Here is an 18,909-nt window from a genome sequence, read left to right as displayed (position 1 = left end):
ACGTCAGCTCGGCTGGCTGAAGGGCATCAATGCTGATGACTCGCTACTGAACGTTTGACTTTCTTACATTCAGGGATTGGGCGGCTGGGAACTAAAATTTAGAAAGTGTGTGGCAAGGCGATTTGGGGCTTTTGTGCACCGCTCTTTGGGCTTTTTAGTTCTGATCACTGAAAGCTGCCGACGAAGGGGGCTGTTCAGCGTGCTGCGAAAAGAGTACAAATGTACTCCATGGACAATCTCACCCCAAAACGCCGCGCAATTCTCGATTTCATCCGTGAACGCATCGCCGATCACGGCCAGCCACCGAGCCTTGCCGACATCGCCAGCCGCTTTGGCTTCGCTTCACGCAGTGTTGCGCGCAAGCACATCACCGCCCTGTGCCAGGCGGGTTACATCGATGTAACACCCAACCAGGCGCGGGGCATCCGCCTGGCCGAGCCGTTGCGCCGCCCGGAAATCCTCGAGGTCCCGGTGTTGGGCCAAGTGGCGGCAGGCGCACCGATTGGCCCTGACCTGGGCATTCACGAGCAGTTGCTGCTCGACCCCAGCTTGTTCCGCCGTACCCCGGACTACCTGCTGAAGGTACGAGGTGACTCAATGGTCGACGACGGTATCTTTGATGGCGACCTGGTGGGTATCCGCCAGCAGGGCGAAGCGCGTGATGGCCAGATCGTGGTTGCTCGCCTGGATGGCGAAGTTACCATCAAGCGCTTGCAGCGCCAGCCGGGCGGTTATCGGCTGATGCCGCGCAACCCGGCCTATGCGCCGATCGATGTTGGCCCTGAGCGGGAGTTCTTCATCGAAGGCGTTTTCTGTGGCTTGTTGAGGCGCGACTGATGGGCGCGGTAGTCGATCTTGATCGGCTGCTGGACCAGCGCCAGGTCTGGCGCGGCCGGCAGGCCCAGACACGCCCGACCGGGGGGCAGCCCACTGGCCATGCCGTATTGGACCAGCGTTTGCCCGATGGCGGCTGGCCGGCGTCGGCGCTCAGCGAGCTGCTGCTGGCTAGCCCAGGGTGCGGTGAATTGCACTTGCTCTGGCCTTCCCTGGCACGGTTGAGTGCCGAAGGCGGGCGGATTGTTCTGGTGGCTCCCCCCTTCATCCCCTACGCGCCGGCCTGGCAGGCGGCCGGGGTGGATCTGCGCTGGCTGATGCAAGTAGAGGCCGCGCCGGCCGATGCGCTCTGGGCCGCCGAGCAGTGCCTACGTTCTGGGAGTTGCGCGGCCGTGCTGTGCTGGCCGGAACGTGCTGACGATCGTGCGCTGCGTCGGCTGCAGGTTGCAGCCGAAACGGGCCAGGCGCTGGCGTTTGCCTGCCGGCCGCAACAGGCTGCGCATAATCCTTCACCGGCCGCATTGCGTATTGCCATCGACACCCGCCCCGCACAATGGCGCGTGCTCAAGTGCCGTGGTGGCTTGCCGCCAGCGGCTGCCATTGCCTGTCCTGGGCGGGGCTGATGCAGCATGCTCTGGGCCTGCATTCTTTTTCCGCAGTTGGCGCTGGACTCTATCCTGCGTGAACGCGACGATGCTGACGCACCACTGGTTTTGATCGACGGGCCGGTCCAGCGTCGCGTGTTGCAGGCGGTCAACCCTGCAGCGGCAGCGCTTGGCCTGCGTGCCGGCCAGACCTTGACTGCCGCCCGTGCCCTGGCCGACGGCTTCCACTGTGTCGAGGCCGATGCCGCACGTATCGAACAGTTGCAGCAACTGTTGGCCGCCTGGGCCTACCGCTTCAGCGCCCAGGTCAGCCTGCACTATCCTCGTGCGCTGTTGCTGGAAGTGGGCTCCAGCCTGCAACTGTTCGGCCCTTGGCCGGTATTGCAGGCGCGCCTGCGTGACGAGCTGGCAGCACTGGGCCTGCGCCAGCGCATCGTGCTGGCCACCAACCCGGTGGCGGCACGCATGCTTGCCAACGGCCATGACGGCCTGGCGCTGACGTGCGCCGAAGACACCCGCGCGGCATTGGCACGCATGCCCATAACGCGGGTAGGGCTGCCGCAAGAGGCTGCTGACGCCTTTGCGCGCATGGGCCTGCAGCAACTTGGGCAGGTGCTGGTCCTGCCGCGCGATGCCTTGGCCAGGCGTTTTTCCGCTCAGGTCCAGCTGCACCTGGATCAGCTGCTGGGCTTGCGCACGCTCGGGCTGGGTTTCTATCAGCCGCCTGATCGCTTCGAAACGCGGCTGGAGCTCAATTTTGACGTCGAGTCGCATCAGGCCTTGCTGTTCCCGCTGCGGCGCCTGCTCAACGACCTGGCTGCCTTTCTCGCCGGGCGCGACTGCGGCGTGCAGCGCTTTTGCCTGCACCTGGAACACGCCGAGGGGCCGGACACGCTGCTACGGGTGGGCCTGCTGGCCGCCGAGCGCGATGGCGCAATCCTCTTCGAACTGGCCCGCGGGCGCCTGGAGCCACTGCGCATTCCGGCTCCGGTGCGTAATCTGCGGTTGGTTGCCGACGACCTGCCACCTTTCGTGCCCCAGCACCAGGCATTGTTCGATCCTCGCGCCCAACAAGCCCAACCTTGGGAGCAGTTGCGCGAGCGCCTGCGTGCCCGCTTGGGGGACGAAGCGGTCAAGGGCTTGCGTGCAGAGGCCGACCACCGTCCCGAGTGCGCCTGGCAATCGGCAGCGCAGGGCGCGCAAGGCAGTCTGACGGCCTTGCCTGGAAGCCGCCCCGGCTGGTTGCTGCCTGAACCCCAGGCTCTGGACGGCATGGGCCACAGGTTGCTGGGGGCGGCCGAGCGCATCGAGTCGGGTTGGTGGGACGGTGGCGACGTTCGCCGCGACTATTACCGCATCGAGACCCGCGAAGGGTTGCGTGGCTGGGCCTACCGCGACCTGGCCCAACCTGGTCCCCTGTGGTTGCAGGGGTGGTTCGCATGAGCACGGCGGGTTATGCCGAACTGCATTGCTTGTCCAATTTCAGCTTCCAGCGCGGAGCATCCAGCGCCGAGGAACTGTTCCGTCGCGCCCGTGAGCAGGGGTACCAGGCGTTGGCGATCACCGACGAGTGCACCCTGGCCGGCATCGTGCGTGCGTGGCAGGCAGCCAAAGAGCAGCACTTACGCCTGATCGTCGGCAGTGAAGTGTGCCTGCAGGACGGCCCGAAACTGGTGTTACTGGTGCAGAACCTTGTCGGCTACCAGAACCTGTGCGCCTTGATCACCCGCGCACGACGGCGGGCAGAGAAGGGCGATTATCAACTGTTCAAGGATGATCTGGCCCAACACCATCAAGGGTTGTTGGCTTTATGGATTGCCGAAGTCCCGTGTGACCCGGCGCACGGCCAATGGTTGCGTGGGTTGTTCGGCGAGCGGTCCTGGCTGGGCGTACACCTGCACCGTGGCAGCGATGATGAAAACCGTTTGCGGCAACTGCGCATCATGGCGGCGCATCTGGGTATTCGGCTCGTGGCCTGTGGTGACGTGCACATGCATGTGCGCGGTCGGCGCGCCTTGCAAGATTGCATGACTGCCATCCGCCAGCGCTGCAGCGTCGCTGAGGCGGGGCGCTTCCTGTACGCCAACGGCGAGCGCCACCTGCGGCCTCTGGCGCAATTGGCTGAGCTTTACCCTGCCGACCTGCTTGCCGAAACCTTGAACATTGCCGAGTGCTGCCAGTTCGACCTGGGTGAGTTGCAGTATCGCTACCCGCGGGAGCTGGTGCCAGAGGGGCATACACCCGCCAGTTGGCTGCGTGAGTTGTGCGAACGGGGCCTGCCCCTGCGCTGGCCGTCGGGGGCGAGTGACAACGTGCGTAACGTGCTGGCCAAGGAGCTGGCACTGATCGAGGCGCTGGGTTACGAAAGCTATTTCCTCACGGTGCACGACATCGTTGCCTTTGCCCGCAGTCAGCACATCCTCTGCCAGGGCCGTGGCTCGGCGGCCAATTCGGTGGTGTGTTTCGTGCTCGGCATCACCGAACTCGACCCCATGAAGCACCGCTTGCTGTTCGAGCGCTTTCTGTCGCGTGAGCGCAACGAACCACCGGATATCGACGTGGACTTCGAGCATGACCGGCGCGAAGAAGTGATCCAGTATGTGTTTCGCCGCTATGGTCGGCACCGGGCGGCACTGACGGCAGTGGTCAACACCTATCACGCTGCCGGTGCGATACGTGACGTGGCCCGGGTGCTGGGCTTGCCGGCCGATCAGGTGGATGCCTTGGCCAAGTGCTGTGGCCGCTGGAGCGATCGCATCCCGGATGAACAGCGCCTGGTCGAAGCCGGCTTCGAGCCCGGCAGCCCGTCGTTGCGACGCATCCTGGTACTGGCTGCGCAGTTGATCGGCTTTCCGCGCCATTTATCCCAGCACCCGGGCGGCTTTGTCATCTCCGAGCAGCCGCTGGATCACCTGGTGCCGGTGGAAAACGCAGCCATGGCCGAGCGCACGGTGATCCAGTGGGACAAGGACGACCTGGACATGGTCGGTTTGCTCAAGGTCGATGTACTTGCCCTGGGCATGCTCAGCGCCTTGCGCCGCTGTTTCGACCTGATGCAGCGGCACCGTGGCCGGCAACTGACCCTGGCGACCATCCCTGGTGAAGATCCGGCCACCTACGCAATGATCAGTCGGGCCGAGACCATGGGCGTATTCCAGATCGAATCGCGCGCGCAGATGGCCATGCTGCCCCGGCTCAAGCCCACGAAGTTCTACGACCTGGTGATCGAAGTGGCGATCGTTCGTCCAGGGCCTATTCAGGGCGACATGGTCCACCCTTACCTGCGCCGGCGCTTGAAGCAGGAGCCGGTCACTTACCCCTCGCCCCAGCTCAAAGAGGTGTTCGAGCGCACTTTGGGTGTGCCCTTGTTCCAGGAGCAGGTCATGGAACTGGCCATGGTCGCTGCCGACTACAGCCCTGGGGAGGCGGACCAGTTGCGCCGCAGCATGGCGGCCTGGAAGCGCCATGGCGGTCTGGAGCCGCACCGCGAGCGGCTGGTGCAGGGCATGCTGCGCAACGGTTACGACCTGATGTTTGCCGAGCGCATCTTCGAGCAGATCAAAGGCTTTGGCAGTTATGGCTTCCCCGAGTCGCATGCGGCCAGTTTTGCCTTGCTGTGTTATGCCAGTAGCTGGCTCAAATGCCATGAACCGGCAATCTTCACCTGCGCGTTGGTCAACAGCTGGCCGATGGGGTTCTACAGCCCTGACCAGTTGTTGCAGGAGGCGCGGCGTCAGGGGATCGAGGTGCGGCCGGTAGATGTATGCCACAGCGAGTGGGATTGCACCCTGGAACCTGTCGGTGAGCGCGCTTTGGCCATCCGCCTTGGCTTGCGACAGATTCGAGGCTTCGCCGAAGCCGATGCTCGGCGGCTGGAGGAGGCGAGGGCGGTCAGGCCGTGGCGTGATATCGAAGACCTGTGCTTGCGTGTCGGTCTGGACAGCAGAGCCCGGGCCCGGCTGGCCGATGCCGGTGCGTTACGCGCCCTGGCGCGCGATCGTCACCAGGCACGCTGGCAGGTGGCGGCGGTGCAGCCCCAGTTACCGTTGTTCGCCGAGGTCGAGGCGGCACCTGAGCTCCCGGTAACGTTGCCTGTGCCCACTGTGGGCGAGGACCTGATGGCCGATTACGACACCCTGGGTACGACCCTTGGGCCCCATCCCTTGGCGTTATTGCGCACGCGCCTGCGGGCGCTGGGTTGTCGCAGCTCGCGAGAATTGGCGGAGGTCGAACATGGCGATGCGGTTGCCGTGGCTGGGCTGGTGGTCGGGCGGCAGCGGCCACAGACAGCCAGTGGGGTGACCTTTGTCACCCTTGAAGATGAGTTTGGCATGGTCAATGTGGTGGTCTGGCGTGACCTGGCCGAGCGGCAGCGGCGGGCGCTGGTGGGGTCGCAATTGCTCAAGGTGAGTGGGCGACTGGAGCAGGCGGACGAAGTACGGCACCTGATTGCGCGGCGGTTGGAGGATGTTAGCCCACTGTTACAGGGGCTGGATGTGCGCAGCCGGGATTTTCATTGACGGTACTGGGCCTGACAGCCGGATTGCCTGCGATGGGCTGCAAGGCAGCCCAGGTTCGCGGGTCCCTCAAACCATCGCCAGGTGTTGCTTACGCGTAGGCGCCGGAAACGCCCGATCAATCGCCCGCAGATCCTCGCGGGTCAGGCTCAATGCCCCGGCTGCGGCATTCAACTGCACATGCTCGGGCGCCACGGCCTTGGGGATGGCAATCACATCGTCATGGCGTGTTACCCACGCCAGGCTGACCTGGGCTGGCGTGGCCCCATGGCGCTCGGCGACTTCGCTCAATACCTGGTGCTGCAGCAGTCGCCCAGCCTGGGCCAAAGGGCAGTAGGCCATGGTCGGCAGTTCCCGTTGCCGGCTCCACGGTAGCAGGTCGAACTCGATGCCACGCTGCGCCGGGTTGTACAGCACCTGATTGGTGGCGCAGTCCGGGTTGTGCAATTCGCGCAGGTCATCGACATCGAAGTTGGAAACCCCCCAGCGGCGAATCTTGCCTTGTTCGCGCAGACGCTCGAACGCCTCGACGGTTTCCTCCAGTGGGTATTGGCCTCGCCAGTGCAGCAGATACAGGTCGATGACATCCGTGCCCAGGCGCTTGAGGCTGCGCTCACAAGCAGCAGGCACCCCCCGTTGGCTGGCATTGTGCGGGTAGACCTTGCTGACTAGAAACACCTGGTCGCGACGCCCGGCAATGGCCTGGCCGACTACTGTTTCCGCGCCGCCCTCGGCATACATTTCGGCAGTGTCGATCAGGTTCATGCCCAGCTCGATACCCTGTTGCAGGGCAGCCACCTCGGCGGCGCGATGGGCCGGGTCTTCGCCCATGTACCAAGTGCCCTGGCCGATGGCCGGCACCTCGCAGTCTGCCAGTTTCACGTTACGCATGTCACCTCCGGAGTGTGTGTATGGGCAAGCAGTACCTCGAGCAGTGCTTGCGCTGCAGTGGACAGTTTGTGGTCGCCCAAGGCAATCACGCCAATGCGCCGCTCCACCGCGGGTTCTACCAGGGTGACACAGCGTGCGCCAAGCTCTTGCATCTGGTTGATGCACAACGCGGGCACCGCACTGACCCCCAGGCCACTGGCGACCATGCGGCCAATGGTCGACAGCTGGTGGCTTTCAAAGGCCACCGCCAGTTTGCCGTGCCAGGGCGCGACGTTCTGTTCCAGCAGCAAGCGCACCGCCGAAGGCCGCTGCAAAGCGATGAAGTCCTCGGCCAGCAGTTGTGCCCAGGTGACCTGGGGCTTAAGCGCCAGCGGCGAGTCACCAGGTACCACGGCAACGAAGCGGTCCATGTACAGCGGGTGGAAGCGCAAGCCCTCGGTATTGTCCGGCTCGAAGCCGATACCCAGTTCGACGCGGCGGTGGCGCACCAGTTCCAGCACCTGTTCGTTGATCACGTCGTGCACGGTCACGTTGACCTTGGGGTAGCGCTGGCGGAAAACCTTCAGCGAGTGAGGTAACAGGTTGCCGGCAAAGGCCGGCATGGCCGCCACCGAAACCCGGCCCAATTGCAGGGTGAAGCGCTGGCGCAGCATTTCTTCGGTGTCGTCCCAGTCGGCTAGCAGGCGGCGGGCCAGCGGTAGCAGCACTTCGCCCTCGGCGGTCAGGCTGACGCTGCGTGTGGTGCGGGTGAGCAGGGCGCCGCCCAGGTATTCTTCCAGCGCCTTGATGGTCAGGCTCAGGGCTGGCTGGGAAACATGCAGGTGTTCGCCGGCTTGGGCGAAGCTCTGGTACTGGGCCACGGCAACAAAGGCGCGCAGTTGCTTGACGTTCATGGCGGGCTCACGGGTTATTTTGAAAAAATTATCAATCGATGATTAAAACAAAATTAACAAATCAGTCGCCAGCGGTGAAGATGCAGGTACACGCTCACCGACAGCCTCGTCGGTTCAACAACTACAAAAGGCGGATCAGCATGGCCGGACTGGACAAGCGCGTAGCAACCTATGAACAGGCCCTTGAAGGCCTGACCGATAACATGACCGTACTGGCTGGTGGTTTTGGCCTGTGCGGCATCCCGGAAAACCTCATTGCCGAAATCAAGCGCCGTGGCGTCAAGGGTCTGACTGTGGTCTCCAACAACTGCGGCGTCGACGGTTTTGGCCTGGGCGTGCTGCTGGAAGACCGGCAGATCCGCAAGATGATCGCCTCCTACGTTGGGGAAAACGCCGAATTCGAACGCCAGTTGCTCAGCGGCGAACTGGAGGTCGAACTGACCCCCCAAGGTACCCTGGCCGAAAAGATGCGCGCAGGTGGTGCAGGCATTCCGGCCTTCTACACTGCCACCGGCTACGGCACCCCGGTTGCCGAGGGCAAGGAAGTCCGCGAGTTCAAAGGCCGCAAGTACATTCTCGAAGAATCCATCACCGGTGACTTCGCCATCGTCAAGGGCTGGAAAGCCGACCACTATGGCAACGTGGTGTACCGCAACACTGCGCAAAACTTCAACCCGCTGGCTGCCACCGCCGGCAAGATCACCGTGGTCGAAGTGGAAGAGATCGTCGAGCCCGGCGTACTGCTGCCCAGCGAGATCCATACCCCGGGCATCTTCGTAGACCGGGTCATCGTCGGCACGTTCGAAAAACGCATCGAAAAGCGCACCGTCAAGGCCTGAGCGCCGTCCATCAGAACAACAAAGAGATCCTGACCATGGCACTGACCCGCGAACAGATGGCGCAACGCGTCGCACGTGAACTGAAGGACGGCTACTACGTCAACCTCGGCATCGGTATCCCGACCCTGGTGGCCAACTATGTACCCGCCGACATGGATGTCATGCTGCAATCGGAAAACGGCCTGCTGGGCATGGGCGAGTTCCCTACCGAAAGCACCCTCGACCCTGACATGATCAACGCCGGCAAGCAGACGGTCACCGCCCGCCGCGGTGCTTCTATTTTCGATTCAGCGCAATCCTTTGCCATGATCCGTGGTGGTCACGTCGACCTCACCGTGCTGGGCGCTTTCGAGGTTGATGTGGAAGGCAACATCGCTTCCTGGATGATCCCTGGCAAGCTGGTCAAGGGCATGGGCGGCGCCATGGACCTGGTCGCCGGTGCCGAGAACATCATCGTCACCATGACCCACGCCTCCAAGGACGGTGAGTCCAAGCTGCTGCCGCGCTGCAGCCTGCCGTTGACCGGCGCCGGCTGCATTCGCAAGGTGCTGACCGACCTGGCCTACCTGGAGATCGAAGACGGTGCGTTCATCCTGCGCGAAACCGCGCCGGGCGTGACTGTCGAAGAAATCATCGCGAAAACGGCCGGTAAGCTGATCGTGCCCGATGATGTGAAGGAAATGACCTTCTAAAGCATTCCCCAACCCTGTGGGGCAGGTTCACCCGCGAAGGCATCGTGCTGCCTTCGTGGGTGAACCCGTTCCACGGGGTTTTGTGTTGATTCAAAGAAATCCGATAAAACCAATAAAAGGAAGTAAACGTGGCCGCTGAAATTCAAGACAGCCGCTCCGCCCGCTTTGCCCTGCGCTGCTCCAACTGGGCCGAACGCTGGTTCCCCGACTCCTGGGTATTCGCCGCCCTGGCGGTGGTGCTGGTGTGCATCGGCGCCCTGGCCATGGGCGCCAAACCCACTGATACCGCCAAGGCCTTTGGTGATGGCTTCTGGAGCCTGATACCGTTCACCATGCAGATGGCCTTTGTGGTCATTGGCGGCTACGTGGTAGCCAGCTCCCCACCGGCGGCGCGCCTGATCGATCGCCTGGCACGCGTGCCGAAAAACGGCCGCTCGGCGGTCTGTTGGGTGGCGCTGATCTCAATGCTGGCCTCGCTGCTCAACTGGGGCCTGTCACTGGTGTTCGGCGGCTTGCTGGTACGCGCCTTGGCGCGCCGTACCGACCTCAAGATGGACTACCGCGCCGCTGGCGCCGCCGCTTACCTGGGCCTGGGCGCGGTGTGGGCGTTGGGCCTGTCGTCCTCGGCAGCGCAACTGCAGGCCAACCCGGCCAGCCTGCCACCGTCGATCCTGTCGATCACCGGGGTGATCCCGTTCACCGAAACCATCTTCCTCTGGCAGTCGGGGGTGATGCTGGCCGCGTTGGTGATCGTTTCGCTGGTCGTTGCCTATGCGACTGCCCCTGGCCCCAACAGCGCGCGTAGCGCCGAAGACTGCGGCGTTGATCCCAGCTTCACCGCGCCCCCGGCCCCCCAGCGCACCCGCCCGGGCGAGTGGCTGGAACATAGCCCGATCCTGATTTTGTTGCTGGTGGCGCTGGCGGCCGGTTGGCTGTACCAGGAATTCGCCACCAAGCCCGCAATCACCGCGATTTCAGGGCTCAATACCTACAACCTGCTGTTCATCATGCTCGGGGCCTTGCTGCATTGGCGCCCCCGCAGCTTCCTCGACGCCGTGGCCCGCGCCGTGCCGACTACCACTGGGGTGCTGATCCAGTTCCCGCTGTACGGTTCGATCGCGGCCATCCTCACCCAGGTGAAGGGGGTAGATGAACAGACCCTGGCCCACCATATTTCGCTGTTCTTCACCCAGATTGCCACCCATGACACGTATGCATTGTTGATGGGTGTGTACTCGGCGGTGCTGGGCTTCTTCATCCCGTCTGGGGGTGGCAAGTGGATTATCGAGGCCCCTTACGTGATGCTGGTCGCCAATGACCTGCAATACCACCTGGGTTGGGCGGTGCAGATCTACAACGCCGCCGAAGCGCTGCCTAACTTGATCAACCCGTTCTACATGCTGCCATTGCTGGGTGTGCTGGGGCTGAAGGCACGGGACCTGATCGGTTTCTCCTTCGTGCAGTTACTGGTGCATGTGCCGCTGGTGCTGGTGCTGTTGTGGGCGTTGGGCACGACATTGCAGTATGTGCCACCGGTGATGCCGTGACTTGATGGGTAATTGCACCAGGAAGGGCGGCTGAGCACCGCCCTTTTTTGCGTTCGAATGATGAGTCGATAACGATTCTCATACGAGATTCGTTTTCATATGAAGGCCGATCAACGGCAGCCATGGATCTTCATCGAACGTACAAGGAGTAAGGCAGCGATGTTTGCGCCCATCAACCGTTCCACGACCCTGACCCTGGGGCTGTGCGCCACCCTCTTCAGCTCGACCGAAGCGCAGGCAGAGGAGGGCGTGCTGGAGTTAAGCTCGACCGAAATTCTTGCCCAGCACCTGGGCAGCACTACCGAGCACAGTGGCTCCTACACCACCGGTAGCATGAGTGCTGCCACGCGCCTGAACCTGTCGATCAAGCAAACCCCGCAGTCGGTCTCGGTCATCACTCGCCAGCAGCTTGACGACTTCCAGCTCGACAGCCTCTCCGAGGCGCTGGCCCATGTCACCGGTGTCACGGTGCAGCGTAGCGATTCCGAGCGGCCCACCTATTTTTCACGGGGCTATGCGATCAACAATTTCCAGATCGATGGCATGCTCAACACCTTTTCCGTGCTCAAATCGGATTCGGACACGATCATCTATGACCGGATCGAGGTAGTGCGCGGCGCGACCGGCCTGACCACCGGTGCTGGCGACCCCTCCGGGACCGTGGCCATGGTGCGCAAGCGCCCAACCCACGCCTTGGCAGTCAAGAGCGGTGTCAGCGCGGGCAGTTACGACAACTATTACATCTACCTCGATGTGGGCGGCCCGCTGGGGTGGGACGGGCGCCTGCGCGGTCGCACGGTGCTGGCCTACCGCGACAGCAAGTCGTTCATGGACAAGTACGCCAGCCAGCGCGAGGTGGCCTACGGCATTCTGGAAGCTGACCTGACTGACAGTACGGTCCTGGCAATGGGTTACGACTACCAGAACAAGGATGTGCAGGGCGCCTCATGGGGCACGGTGCCGTACTGGAACGCCCAGGGCGGCAAAGCCGACCTGCCACGTTCGACCAACCTGTCGGCGCCCTGGTCCTCATGGCCGCTGAAAGACAAGACCGCCTTCATCACCCTCGACCAACGCCTTGCCAACGACTGGCTGCTGAAGGCTGCCTATACCCATCGCCAGAGTGATACCGATGGCAAGGTCTACTATGGCGGGAGTGGTTTTCCCGAGGCCGACCGTAGTGGTATGAGTGCCTACATCAGCCACTTCTCCGGCGAAGAGAAGATGGAGGCGATGGACCTCAACCTCGCCGGCCCGTACCCGCTGTTTGGTCGCAGCCACGATTTCATGGTCGGTTACGGCGTTTCCGAGCGCCGCAACCGTTCACCGTTCTTCGCCGGACGCAATGACCCGGCCGGTTATGGGGTGATCGCCGACTGGAAGTACATGGGCAATATCGCCAAATTCAGCGATTACGACAGCGGGCTGGACTCGCAACGTTCCTACATCCGGCAAAAAGCTGGCTACCTCGCCACGCGGCTGAACCCGACTGACCGGTTGCATTTCGTACTCGGTAGCCGGTATGGCAGTTGGCAAACCGAAAGCAAGTCCTGGTCCTATGACGACAACCTCGCGCTCACCCGCAGCACGCGCAGTGAGCAGACCCAGAACGATCAGTGGACGCCCTACGCCGGGGTGCTCTACGACCTGACTGAGCAGTACACTGTGTATGTCAGTTACGCCGATATCTTCAACCCGCAGACCGTGCGCGACGTCAACGAAAAATACCTGGAACCCATCGTGGGCAAGGTCTACGAGGTTGGCCTCAAGGCCGGCTTGCTGGATGACCGGTTGAACCTCAGCACCGCGGTCTTCCGCAGCAAGCAGGACAATGTCGTTGAGCTAGACGACGCGGTACCCCCGGGGCCCAATGGCGAGACCTACTACAAGTCGGGTGGCAAAGGCGTAGTGGTTCAGGGCTTCGAGGCCGAGATCGCAGGCGAACTGGCGCCCAACTGGCAGATGAGTCTGGGTTACAGCTATACCCATGCGGCGACGGGCGACAAGCAGCGCAAGAGCACCGAGCAACCGCTGAACCTGGTGCGTTTCTCCAGTAGCTACCACGTGACCCCGGCGTTGACCGTGGGTGGCACCGTGGACTGGCAGAGCAACAATTACAAGGCTGCCAGTCGACCGATAGGGCGCAACGCCGATGGCAAGCTGATCACCGTTGCCGACACCATCAGCCAGAAGGCGTTCTCGGTCGTGGGGTTGATGGCGCGCTATCAGTTTGATGAGCACCTGTCGGCATCGCTGAACGTCAAGAACCTGTTCGACGAGCATTACTACAACAACCTGGGGTTCTATAACGGCGTGTACCACGGCGAGCCGCGCACGATGATGGTGAGCCTGGACTGGACGCTATAGTCGCATCGACCGCTGCCATGATCGATGCTCGAAGGCTCTCGATTGCGCGCTGGCCTTCGAGCATGTGCCGCGCTTGATTGGTCGGGGGGCAGGTTACGCAGGATTGCTCCCCGCCACGTCCGTCAAGGTTTGTAATAGTTTTGCGTTATGAGAAAAACCTGCTGCGCTTGTAGCATCACCTTCCCAGTTTTCTATTCAGGTCCCTATGAGCACCTTCGCGGAGCCTCCCAGTTTTCGGCCCTCCCGGCCACCCCTCCCTCGTCCTTGTGACGCTTCCCTCGTGAGTACCCGCTAATGGAATGGCTAGCCGACCCCACGGCCTGGCTAGGCCTGTTGACGCTTATCGTCCTTGAGCTGGTACTGGGTATCGACAACCTGGTGTTCATCGCCATCCTGGCCGACAAGTTGCCACCGCATCAGCGCGACCGTGCGCGGGTGATCGGCCTGAGCCTGGCGTTGATCATGCGCCTGGGCCTGCTGGCCAGTATTTCGTGGATGGTCACCTTGACCGCACCGCTGTTCGAGGTGTTCGGCAAGAGTTTCTCTGGCCGTGACCTGATCATGCTGTTCGGTGGCGTGTTCCTGTTGTTCAAGGCCACCATGGAGTTGCACGAGCGCCTGGAGGGTCATGTCGCCCAAGCCAGTGGCGTTGTGCGCCATGCCGCGTTCTGGCCCATCGTGGCGCAGATCGTGGTGCTGGATGCGGTGTTCTCGCTGGATGCGGTGATCACCGCCGTAGGCATGGTCGAACAGCTGTCGGTGATGATGATCGCAGTGATCTTCTCGATCGGCATCATGATCGTGGCCAGCAAGCCGCTGACCCGCTTCGTCAACGCCCACCCCACAGTGATCATGCTGTGCCTGGGCTTCCTGATGATGATCGGCTTCAGCCTGACCGCCGAAGGCCTTGGTTTTCATATTCCCAAGGGCTACCTGTACGCCGCCATTGGCTTCTCGATCCTCATCGAAGTGTTCAACCAGCTGGCCCGCGCGCGCCGCAAGCGTAGTCTCCAGCAGCACCGGCCCCTGCGTGAGCGCACCGCGCATGCCGTGTTGCGTTTGCTGGGTGGGCGCCGGGTGGAGGTGGACGAAGTGGGCGAGGAGATCGCCGATCTGGTCGAGGGCGGCGGTGAGCAGGTGCTCTTCGATCGTCGCGAACGGGTCATGATCAGCGGTGTGTTGAACCTGGCAGAGCGGCCGATCCGTACTGTGATGACCGCGCGCGCCGAGGTAGATGTCATCGACCTGGCGCAACCGGCGGTCGCCATCGCCCAAGCGCTAGCCAACTCGCCCTACTCGCGTCTACCGTTGATTCGCGATGGCCGTATCGATGAGCCGCTCGGCTTCGTGCACAAGAAGGAACTGCTCAAGGAGCTGCTGTCGGGCACCGAGCCTGACCTGGAGCGCATGGTTCGCGCACCTTTGAACCTGCTGGACAGCTTCAGCATCCTCAACGCGCTGGAGCAGATGCGCCACCAGTCGACGCACATCGCGTTCGTGGTCAATGAGTTCGGCGACTTCATCGGCCTGCTGACCATGACCGACATCCTCGAGTCGATTGCCGGCGAACTGCCGGATGCCAGTGAGGTAGAGGGGCCGGGCATCATCGATGAGGGCGACAGCTTTGTCGTCAGTGGTGCCCTGAACCTGGGCCAGGTGCAGGCGCGTACAGGCTTCAGTGCACGCGCCACCGAGGACTACCAGACCCTCGCAGGATTGGTGATGAGCCTGCTGGACCGTCTGCCGGTGGTCGGCGACCACCTGGCCTGGAATGGCTGGAGCATGACGGTGGTCGCGGTGGAGGAACGCCGGGTGCGGCAGGTGCGGCTCAAACCGCCCGCCGACGCTGGCGGAGCAGGTGCTTGAAGCCCTCGAGCACCAGCACCAGTACCGCGCCCCAGATCGGCAGATAGGTCAGCCACTGATCAGGGCCAATGGTCTCGCCCAGCAGCAGTGCCACGCCCACCAGCAGTACCGGCTCGACGTAACTGAGCAGGCCGAACAGGCTGAAAGGCAGCAGTCGGCTGGCCAGTACGTAGGCAATCAGGGCCGAGGCGCTGATTGCGCCCAGCAGGGGGATCAGGCCGTAGAGGCCGGGGTGGTCGTGCAGGTCCGCACTCGACAGAGGCCCTTGGATCACGAAATACAGCGCCCAGGGCAGCAGCAGGCACATGTCGCACCACAGGCCACCCAGGTGGTCGGTGCGGCATCGCCGACGCAGCACGAAGTAGATCGGATAACCGACCATCACCAGCAGCGTCTCCCAGGCGAAGCTGCCATGCTGGTACAGTTCGTGGCCCACTCCAAGTGCGGCGCAGCTTACCGCAACCTTCTGCAGGCGCGACAGGCGCTCGCCATAGACCAGCCGCCCTGTCAGCACCATCGCCAGCGGCAGCAGGAAGTAGCCCATCGACACTTCCAGGCTGCGCCCGTGCAGCGGCGCCCAGAGGAACAGCCACAGTTGCACCCCCATCAACCAGGACGTGCCCACCATACCCAGCAGGAGCAAAGGCGTCTGGCGCACCCGTGCAAGCAGGTCGCCGACCCGCTTCCAGTCTTTGCTGGCCAGCATGAACAGGGTCAGACAGGGCAGGGTCAGCAGCGTTCGCCAGCCGAAGATCTCTTCGCCGTCGAGCGGCGCAAGCAGGGAGGTATAGAAGTACATCACGGCGAACAAACAGGATGCCATGACCGAACAGAGAATGCCTTTTGACACGAATGCCTCGGATAGGGGAATGAGCGGGTGGGTCAGCCGCGCATGATCTCAGGGGGCGCGTCCTGCGGCAACCGCGCAACACCTGGGCGTGTGGCCAAGGCCTGGAGAAAGTCGGCAGCAGGCATCGGCCGGGCGAACAGGTAGCCTTGCTGGAAGTCCACCCCGTGACGGGCCAGGTAGTCGCGCTGCACGTCCGTTTCCACCCCTTCGGCGACGATCCCAAGGCCCAGCTTGGCCGACAGTTCGATGATGCTGTCCAGGATATGTTGCGACAGCGCGTCGCCGCCGATCATCGCTACGAAGCTCTGGTCGATCTTAAGGTAGTCGACCTTGAACTGACGCAGGTAGTTGAGGTTTGACTGGCCGGTGCCGAAGTCGTCCAGGGCGATCATCACGCCCATTTCATGCAGTTTTTCGAACAATTCCAAGGTGACCGGGGTCGCCTCGATCAGCTTGCGTTCGGTCAGCTCCAGCGTCAGCACCACTCGCCCGGGCGGGAAGTGTTGAAGAAAGGTGCGGCAGTCGTCGATGAGCGCCAGGTCGCGGCAGTGGTCGGCAGTGATGTTGATGCCGATATGAAAGCCGTCTTCAAGCAACGCAGCGTAAGGGGCAAGGTTTTGCGCAGTGTGCAGCATGAGCGAACGGGTCATGTCGATGATCTGCCCGCTGTGCTCGGCATACGGAATGAACAGATCGGGACGTACCAGGCCTTCATGGGGGTGGTTCCAACGCATCAGCACCTCGGCACCGGCCCAGCGGTAATCGCCTTTGCGTACCACTGGCTGAAAGTACGGGACGAATTCATCAGCCTCCAGGGCGCGGCGCAGTTCGGCACGCGGTGAGTTGGCACGGCGGATCTGCCAGCGGCATACGCTACCGGCTGCCACGCCCAGTGCCAGCAGCAGGCTGAGCAGGGCAGGGTAATGGTCGCGCAGCACTTCGCTGCGTTTGCCGTCGGCATACCCCCCGTGCACGCTGAAGGGATAACGCGTCGATCCCAGGGTCACGTCCGCGATCGCTGCAAGGGGCGGCTGGCCTGTGCGCACCACGCCGTCCTTGCCCAGCCAATGGTTGCCGACGCGCAGTTGCAGTTCCTCGTTGGCGCCGATCAGGCGCAAGGCTGTCAACAAGTGGTCGCCGTCCACGGTCGTGATCGCGCCGTGATCACCGTTGCTGGCGCGATACACCAGCAGCGCGTGGCCTGGCGTCACCGAATTGCCATCCATCAGCCACAGCTTGCCATCGGTGTAGTCCGCCGCGTCGACAGGCTCGTCGAATTCGCCGAACAACGACGAGCAATACAGGGTGTTGTCCCGCACCAGATTGGTGGAGCGCACGAAGGCATTGCGCGTGACTTCGCCACGCAGGGCCAGTTGAGCCTGTACGCAGGGGGTGCCAGCCAGCGGCAGCAACGCCTGTGCAGCGCCGGCGAGGTTGTCTAGAACGCGTTCGATTTGCGCCACCACCTGGCGGGTGGTGGCCAGGCTGCTCGTGCGCAGGTCACGATCGATTTGCCAGTTCATCACCATCAGGCCGAACACCAGTGGCAGTAGGCCAATGACCCAGGGAAGCAGGGAGCGCCAATTCCAACGGGAGCGGGTTTTTACGCTGAGGGGCATGCTGTCCTAATCTTCAGGTAGGAAAGTAGTGAGGATAGCCGTATGTCAGATCGGGCGGCCAACAAATACGCGACAAAGGAATTTACGCACTGTAGAATCGGTTTACGAATACAACAATAAGGTCCTTCGCCACTGAAGGATCAGCCCAACGAGAATGGGTCCCTATGAGATACCAAGGGTTCAAACTGATCATTGGTGACTTCCTCGCCCGCAGCGTGCGAGGCATCCCATGTTCACCGCCAGTTCTGTCCAGCATCCCCGGCATTCGATAATTTTTGCTTCTGATGAGGACATGAACATGGCTGATATCTTCGACAATCCAATGGGCCTGATGGGCTTCGAATTCATTGAACTGGCATCACCGACTCCGGGGGTTCTGGAACCGGTCTTCCAGATGCTCGGTTTCACCAAGGTGGCTACCCACCGTTCCAAGGACGTGCACCTGTATCGCCAGGGTGGCATCAACCTGATCCTCAACAATGAGCCCAAGAGCATCACCTCGTACTTTGCTGCCGAGCACGGCCCGTCGGTATGTGGCATGGCGTTTCGTGTACGCAATGCCCACGAGGCCTATGCCCGTGCCCTGGAGCTGGGTGCGCAGCCAGTAGAAATCGAAACCGGCCCGATGGAGTTGCGCCTGCCGGCGATCAAGGGCATCGGTGGTGCGCCGCTGTACCTGATCGACCGCTTTGAAGAGGGCAGCTCGATCTACGATATCGATTTCAACTTCATCGAGGGCGTCGACCGTCACCCGGTAGGCGCGGGGCTGAAGATCATCGACCACCTGACCCACAACGTTTATCGCGGACGCATGGCCTATTGGGCCGGTTTCTACGAGAAGCTGTTCAACTTCCGTGAAATTCGCTACTTCGACATCAAGGGTGAGTACACCGGCCTGACTTCCAAGGCCATGACCGCTCCAGACGGCATGATCCGCATTCCGCTGAACGAGGAGTCGTCCAAAGGGGCGGGGCAGATCGAAGAGTTCCTCATGCAGTTCAACGGCGAGGGCATTCAGCATGTGGCATTCCTCACCGACGACCTGATCAAGACGTGGGACGCGCTCAAGGGTTATGGCATGCGCTTCATGACAGCGCCGCCACAGACCTATTACGAGATGCTCGAAGAGCGTCTACCAGGCCACGGGGAGCCGGTTGGCGAGCTGCAGGCCCGCGGCATTCTGCTCGACGGGGCTTCCGAGCCAGGTGACAGGCGTCTGCTGCTGCAGATCTTCTCGGAAACCCTGCTCGGGCCGGTGTTCTTCGAGTTCATTCAGCGCAAGGGCGACGATGGCTTTGGCGAAGGCAACTTCAAGGCCCTGTTCGAATCCATCGAACGTGATCAGGTGCGGCGCGGCGTGCTCAATGCTGAATGAGTAACGCGTACCGC

The 18,909-nt window shown here is 62.4% G+C and carries 14 protein-coding genes; 10 read left to right on the top strand and 4 right to left on the bottom strand.

The window, feature by feature from the left end; translation table 11 throughout:
- Positions 1–228: 228 nt before the first annotated feature.
- The 4 genes from lexA to L6D80_RS18330 are packed head-to-tail and all read left to right on the top strand — an operon-like array spanning position 229 to position 5,959.
- Positions 229–837, top strand: a complete 609-nt coding sequence (lexA, locus tag L6D80_RS18345) for a transcriptional repressor LexA (RefSeq protein ID WP_082422869.1) — start codon at positions 229–231, stop codon at positions 835–837.
- Positions 837–1,457: a translesion DNA synthesis-associated protein ImuA gene (imuA, locus tag L6D80_RS18340; protein WP_176516563.1), complete on the top strand. Its 621-nt coding sequence runs from the start codon at positions 837–839 to the stop codon at positions 1,455–1,457. Before lexA ends, imuA begins: the two co-directional genes overlap by 1 nt.
- Positions 1,458–1,463: 6 nt before the next feature.
- Positions 1,464–2,882, top strand: coding sequence for a Y-family DNA polymerase (locus L6D80_RS18335; RefSeq protein WP_176516565.1), 1,419 nt, complete (start codon positions 1,464–1,466; stop codon positions 2,880–2,882).
- Positions 2,879–5,959 carry an error-prone DNA polymerase gene (locus L6D80_RS18330; RefSeq protein WP_176516568.1) on the top strand — a complete coding sequence of 1,027 codons (3,081 nt, stop codon included), beginning with the start codon at positions 2,879–2,881 and terminating at the stop codon, positions 5,957–5,959. The genes L6D80_RS18335 and L6D80_RS18330 overlap by 4 nt, the downstream gene beginning before the upstream one ends.
- Positions 5,960–6,025: 66 nt before the next feature.
- On the opposite strand, the gene L6D80_RS18325 is transcribed toward L6D80_RS18330, so the two are convergent.
- Together L6D80_RS18325 and L6D80_RS18320 are read right to left on the bottom strand one after the other, a co-directional pair.
- Positions 6,026–6,847 carry an aldo/keto reductase gene (locus L6D80_RS18325; RefSeq protein WP_176516570.1) on the bottom strand — a complete coding sequence of 274 codons (822 nt, stop codon included), beginning with the start codon at positions 6,845–6,847 and terminating at the stop codon, positions 6,026–6,028.
- Positions 6,835–7,740: a LysR family transcriptional regulator gene (locus tag L6D80_RS18320; RefSeq protein ID WP_176516572.1), complete on the bottom strand. Its 906-nt coding sequence runs from the start codon at positions 7,738–7,740 to the stop codon at positions 6,835–6,837. Before L6D80_RS18320 ends, L6D80_RS18325 begins: the two co-directional genes overlap by 13 nt.
- Before the next feature lie 140 nt (positions 7,741–7,880).
- Between L6D80_RS18320 and L6D80_RS18315 the strand changes: the two genes are divergently transcribed.
- The 5 genes from L6D80_RS18315 (at position 7,881) to L6D80_RS18295 (ending at position 15,051) form a co-directional block, all read left to right on the top strand.
- Positions 7,881–8,579: a CoA transferase subunit A gene (locus L6D80_RS18315; protein WP_054903011.1), complete on the top strand. Its 699-nt coding sequence runs from the start codon at positions 7,881–7,883 to the stop codon at positions 8,577–8,579.
- Between the two features lie 35 nt (positions 8,580–8,614).
- Entirely contained in the window at positions 8,615–9,271 is a 657-nt protein-coding gene (locus L6D80_RS18310) for a CoA transferase subunit B (protein ID WP_176516574.1), read from the top strand.
- 128 nt (positions 9,272–9,399) lie between these two features.
- Positions 9,400–10,818, top strand: coding sequence for a short-chain fatty acid transporter (locus tag L6D80_RS18305; RefSeq protein ID WP_054903009.1), 1,419 nt, complete (start codon positions 9,400–9,402; stop codon positions 10,816–10,818).
- Between the two features lie 159 nt (positions 10,819–10,977).
- Positions 10,978–13,185 carry a TonB-dependent siderophore receptor gene (locus tag L6D80_RS18300; protein ID WP_176516576.1) on the top strand — a complete coding sequence of 736 codons (2,208 nt, stop codon included), beginning with the start codon at positions 10,978–10,980 and terminating at the stop codon, positions 13,183–13,185.
- A gap of 294 nt (positions 13,186–13,479) precedes the next feature.
- Positions 13,480–15,051: a TerC family protein gene (locus L6D80_RS18295; protein WP_054903007.1), complete on the top strand. Its 1,572-nt coding sequence runs from the start codon at positions 13,480–13,482 to the stop codon at positions 15,049–15,051.
- Here the strand turns inward: L6D80_RS18295 and rarD are convergent.
- Complete coding sequence (gene rarD / locus L6D80_RS18290; protein WP_054903006.1) at positions 15,014–15,901, bottom strand: EamA family transporter RarD; 888 nt, start codon at positions 15,899–15,901, stop codon at positions 15,014–15,016. The genes L6D80_RS18295 and rarD overlap by 38 nt on opposite strands.
- 32 nt (positions 15,902–15,933) lie before the next feature.
- A complete protein-coding gene (locus tag L6D80_RS18285) occupies positions 15,934–17,520 on the bottom strand; it encodes an EAL domain-containing protein (RefSeq protein ID WP_176516578.1) in 1,587 nt (528 codons plus the stop codon).
- Between the two features lie 298 nt (positions 17,521–17,818).
- Here L6D80_RS18285 and hppD point away from each other — a divergent pair, with 298 nt between their 5' ends.
- Positions 17,819–18,895: a 4-hydroxyphenylpyruvate dioxygenase gene (hppD, locus tag L6D80_RS18280; RefSeq protein ID WP_054903004.1), complete on the top strand. Its 1,077-nt coding sequence runs from the start codon at positions 17,819–17,821 to the stop codon at positions 18,893–18,895.
- Positions 18,896–18,909 lie beyond the last annotated feature (14 nt).

This window comes from Pseudomonas ceruminis, from assembly GCF_021602025.1.
GTDB classification, from domain to species: Bacteria; Pseudomonadota; Gammaproteobacteria; order Pseudomonadales; family Pseudomonadaceae; genus Aquipseudomonas; species Aquipseudomonas ceruminis.
This window is presented reverse-complemented; position numbering and strand designations above follow the sequence as displayed.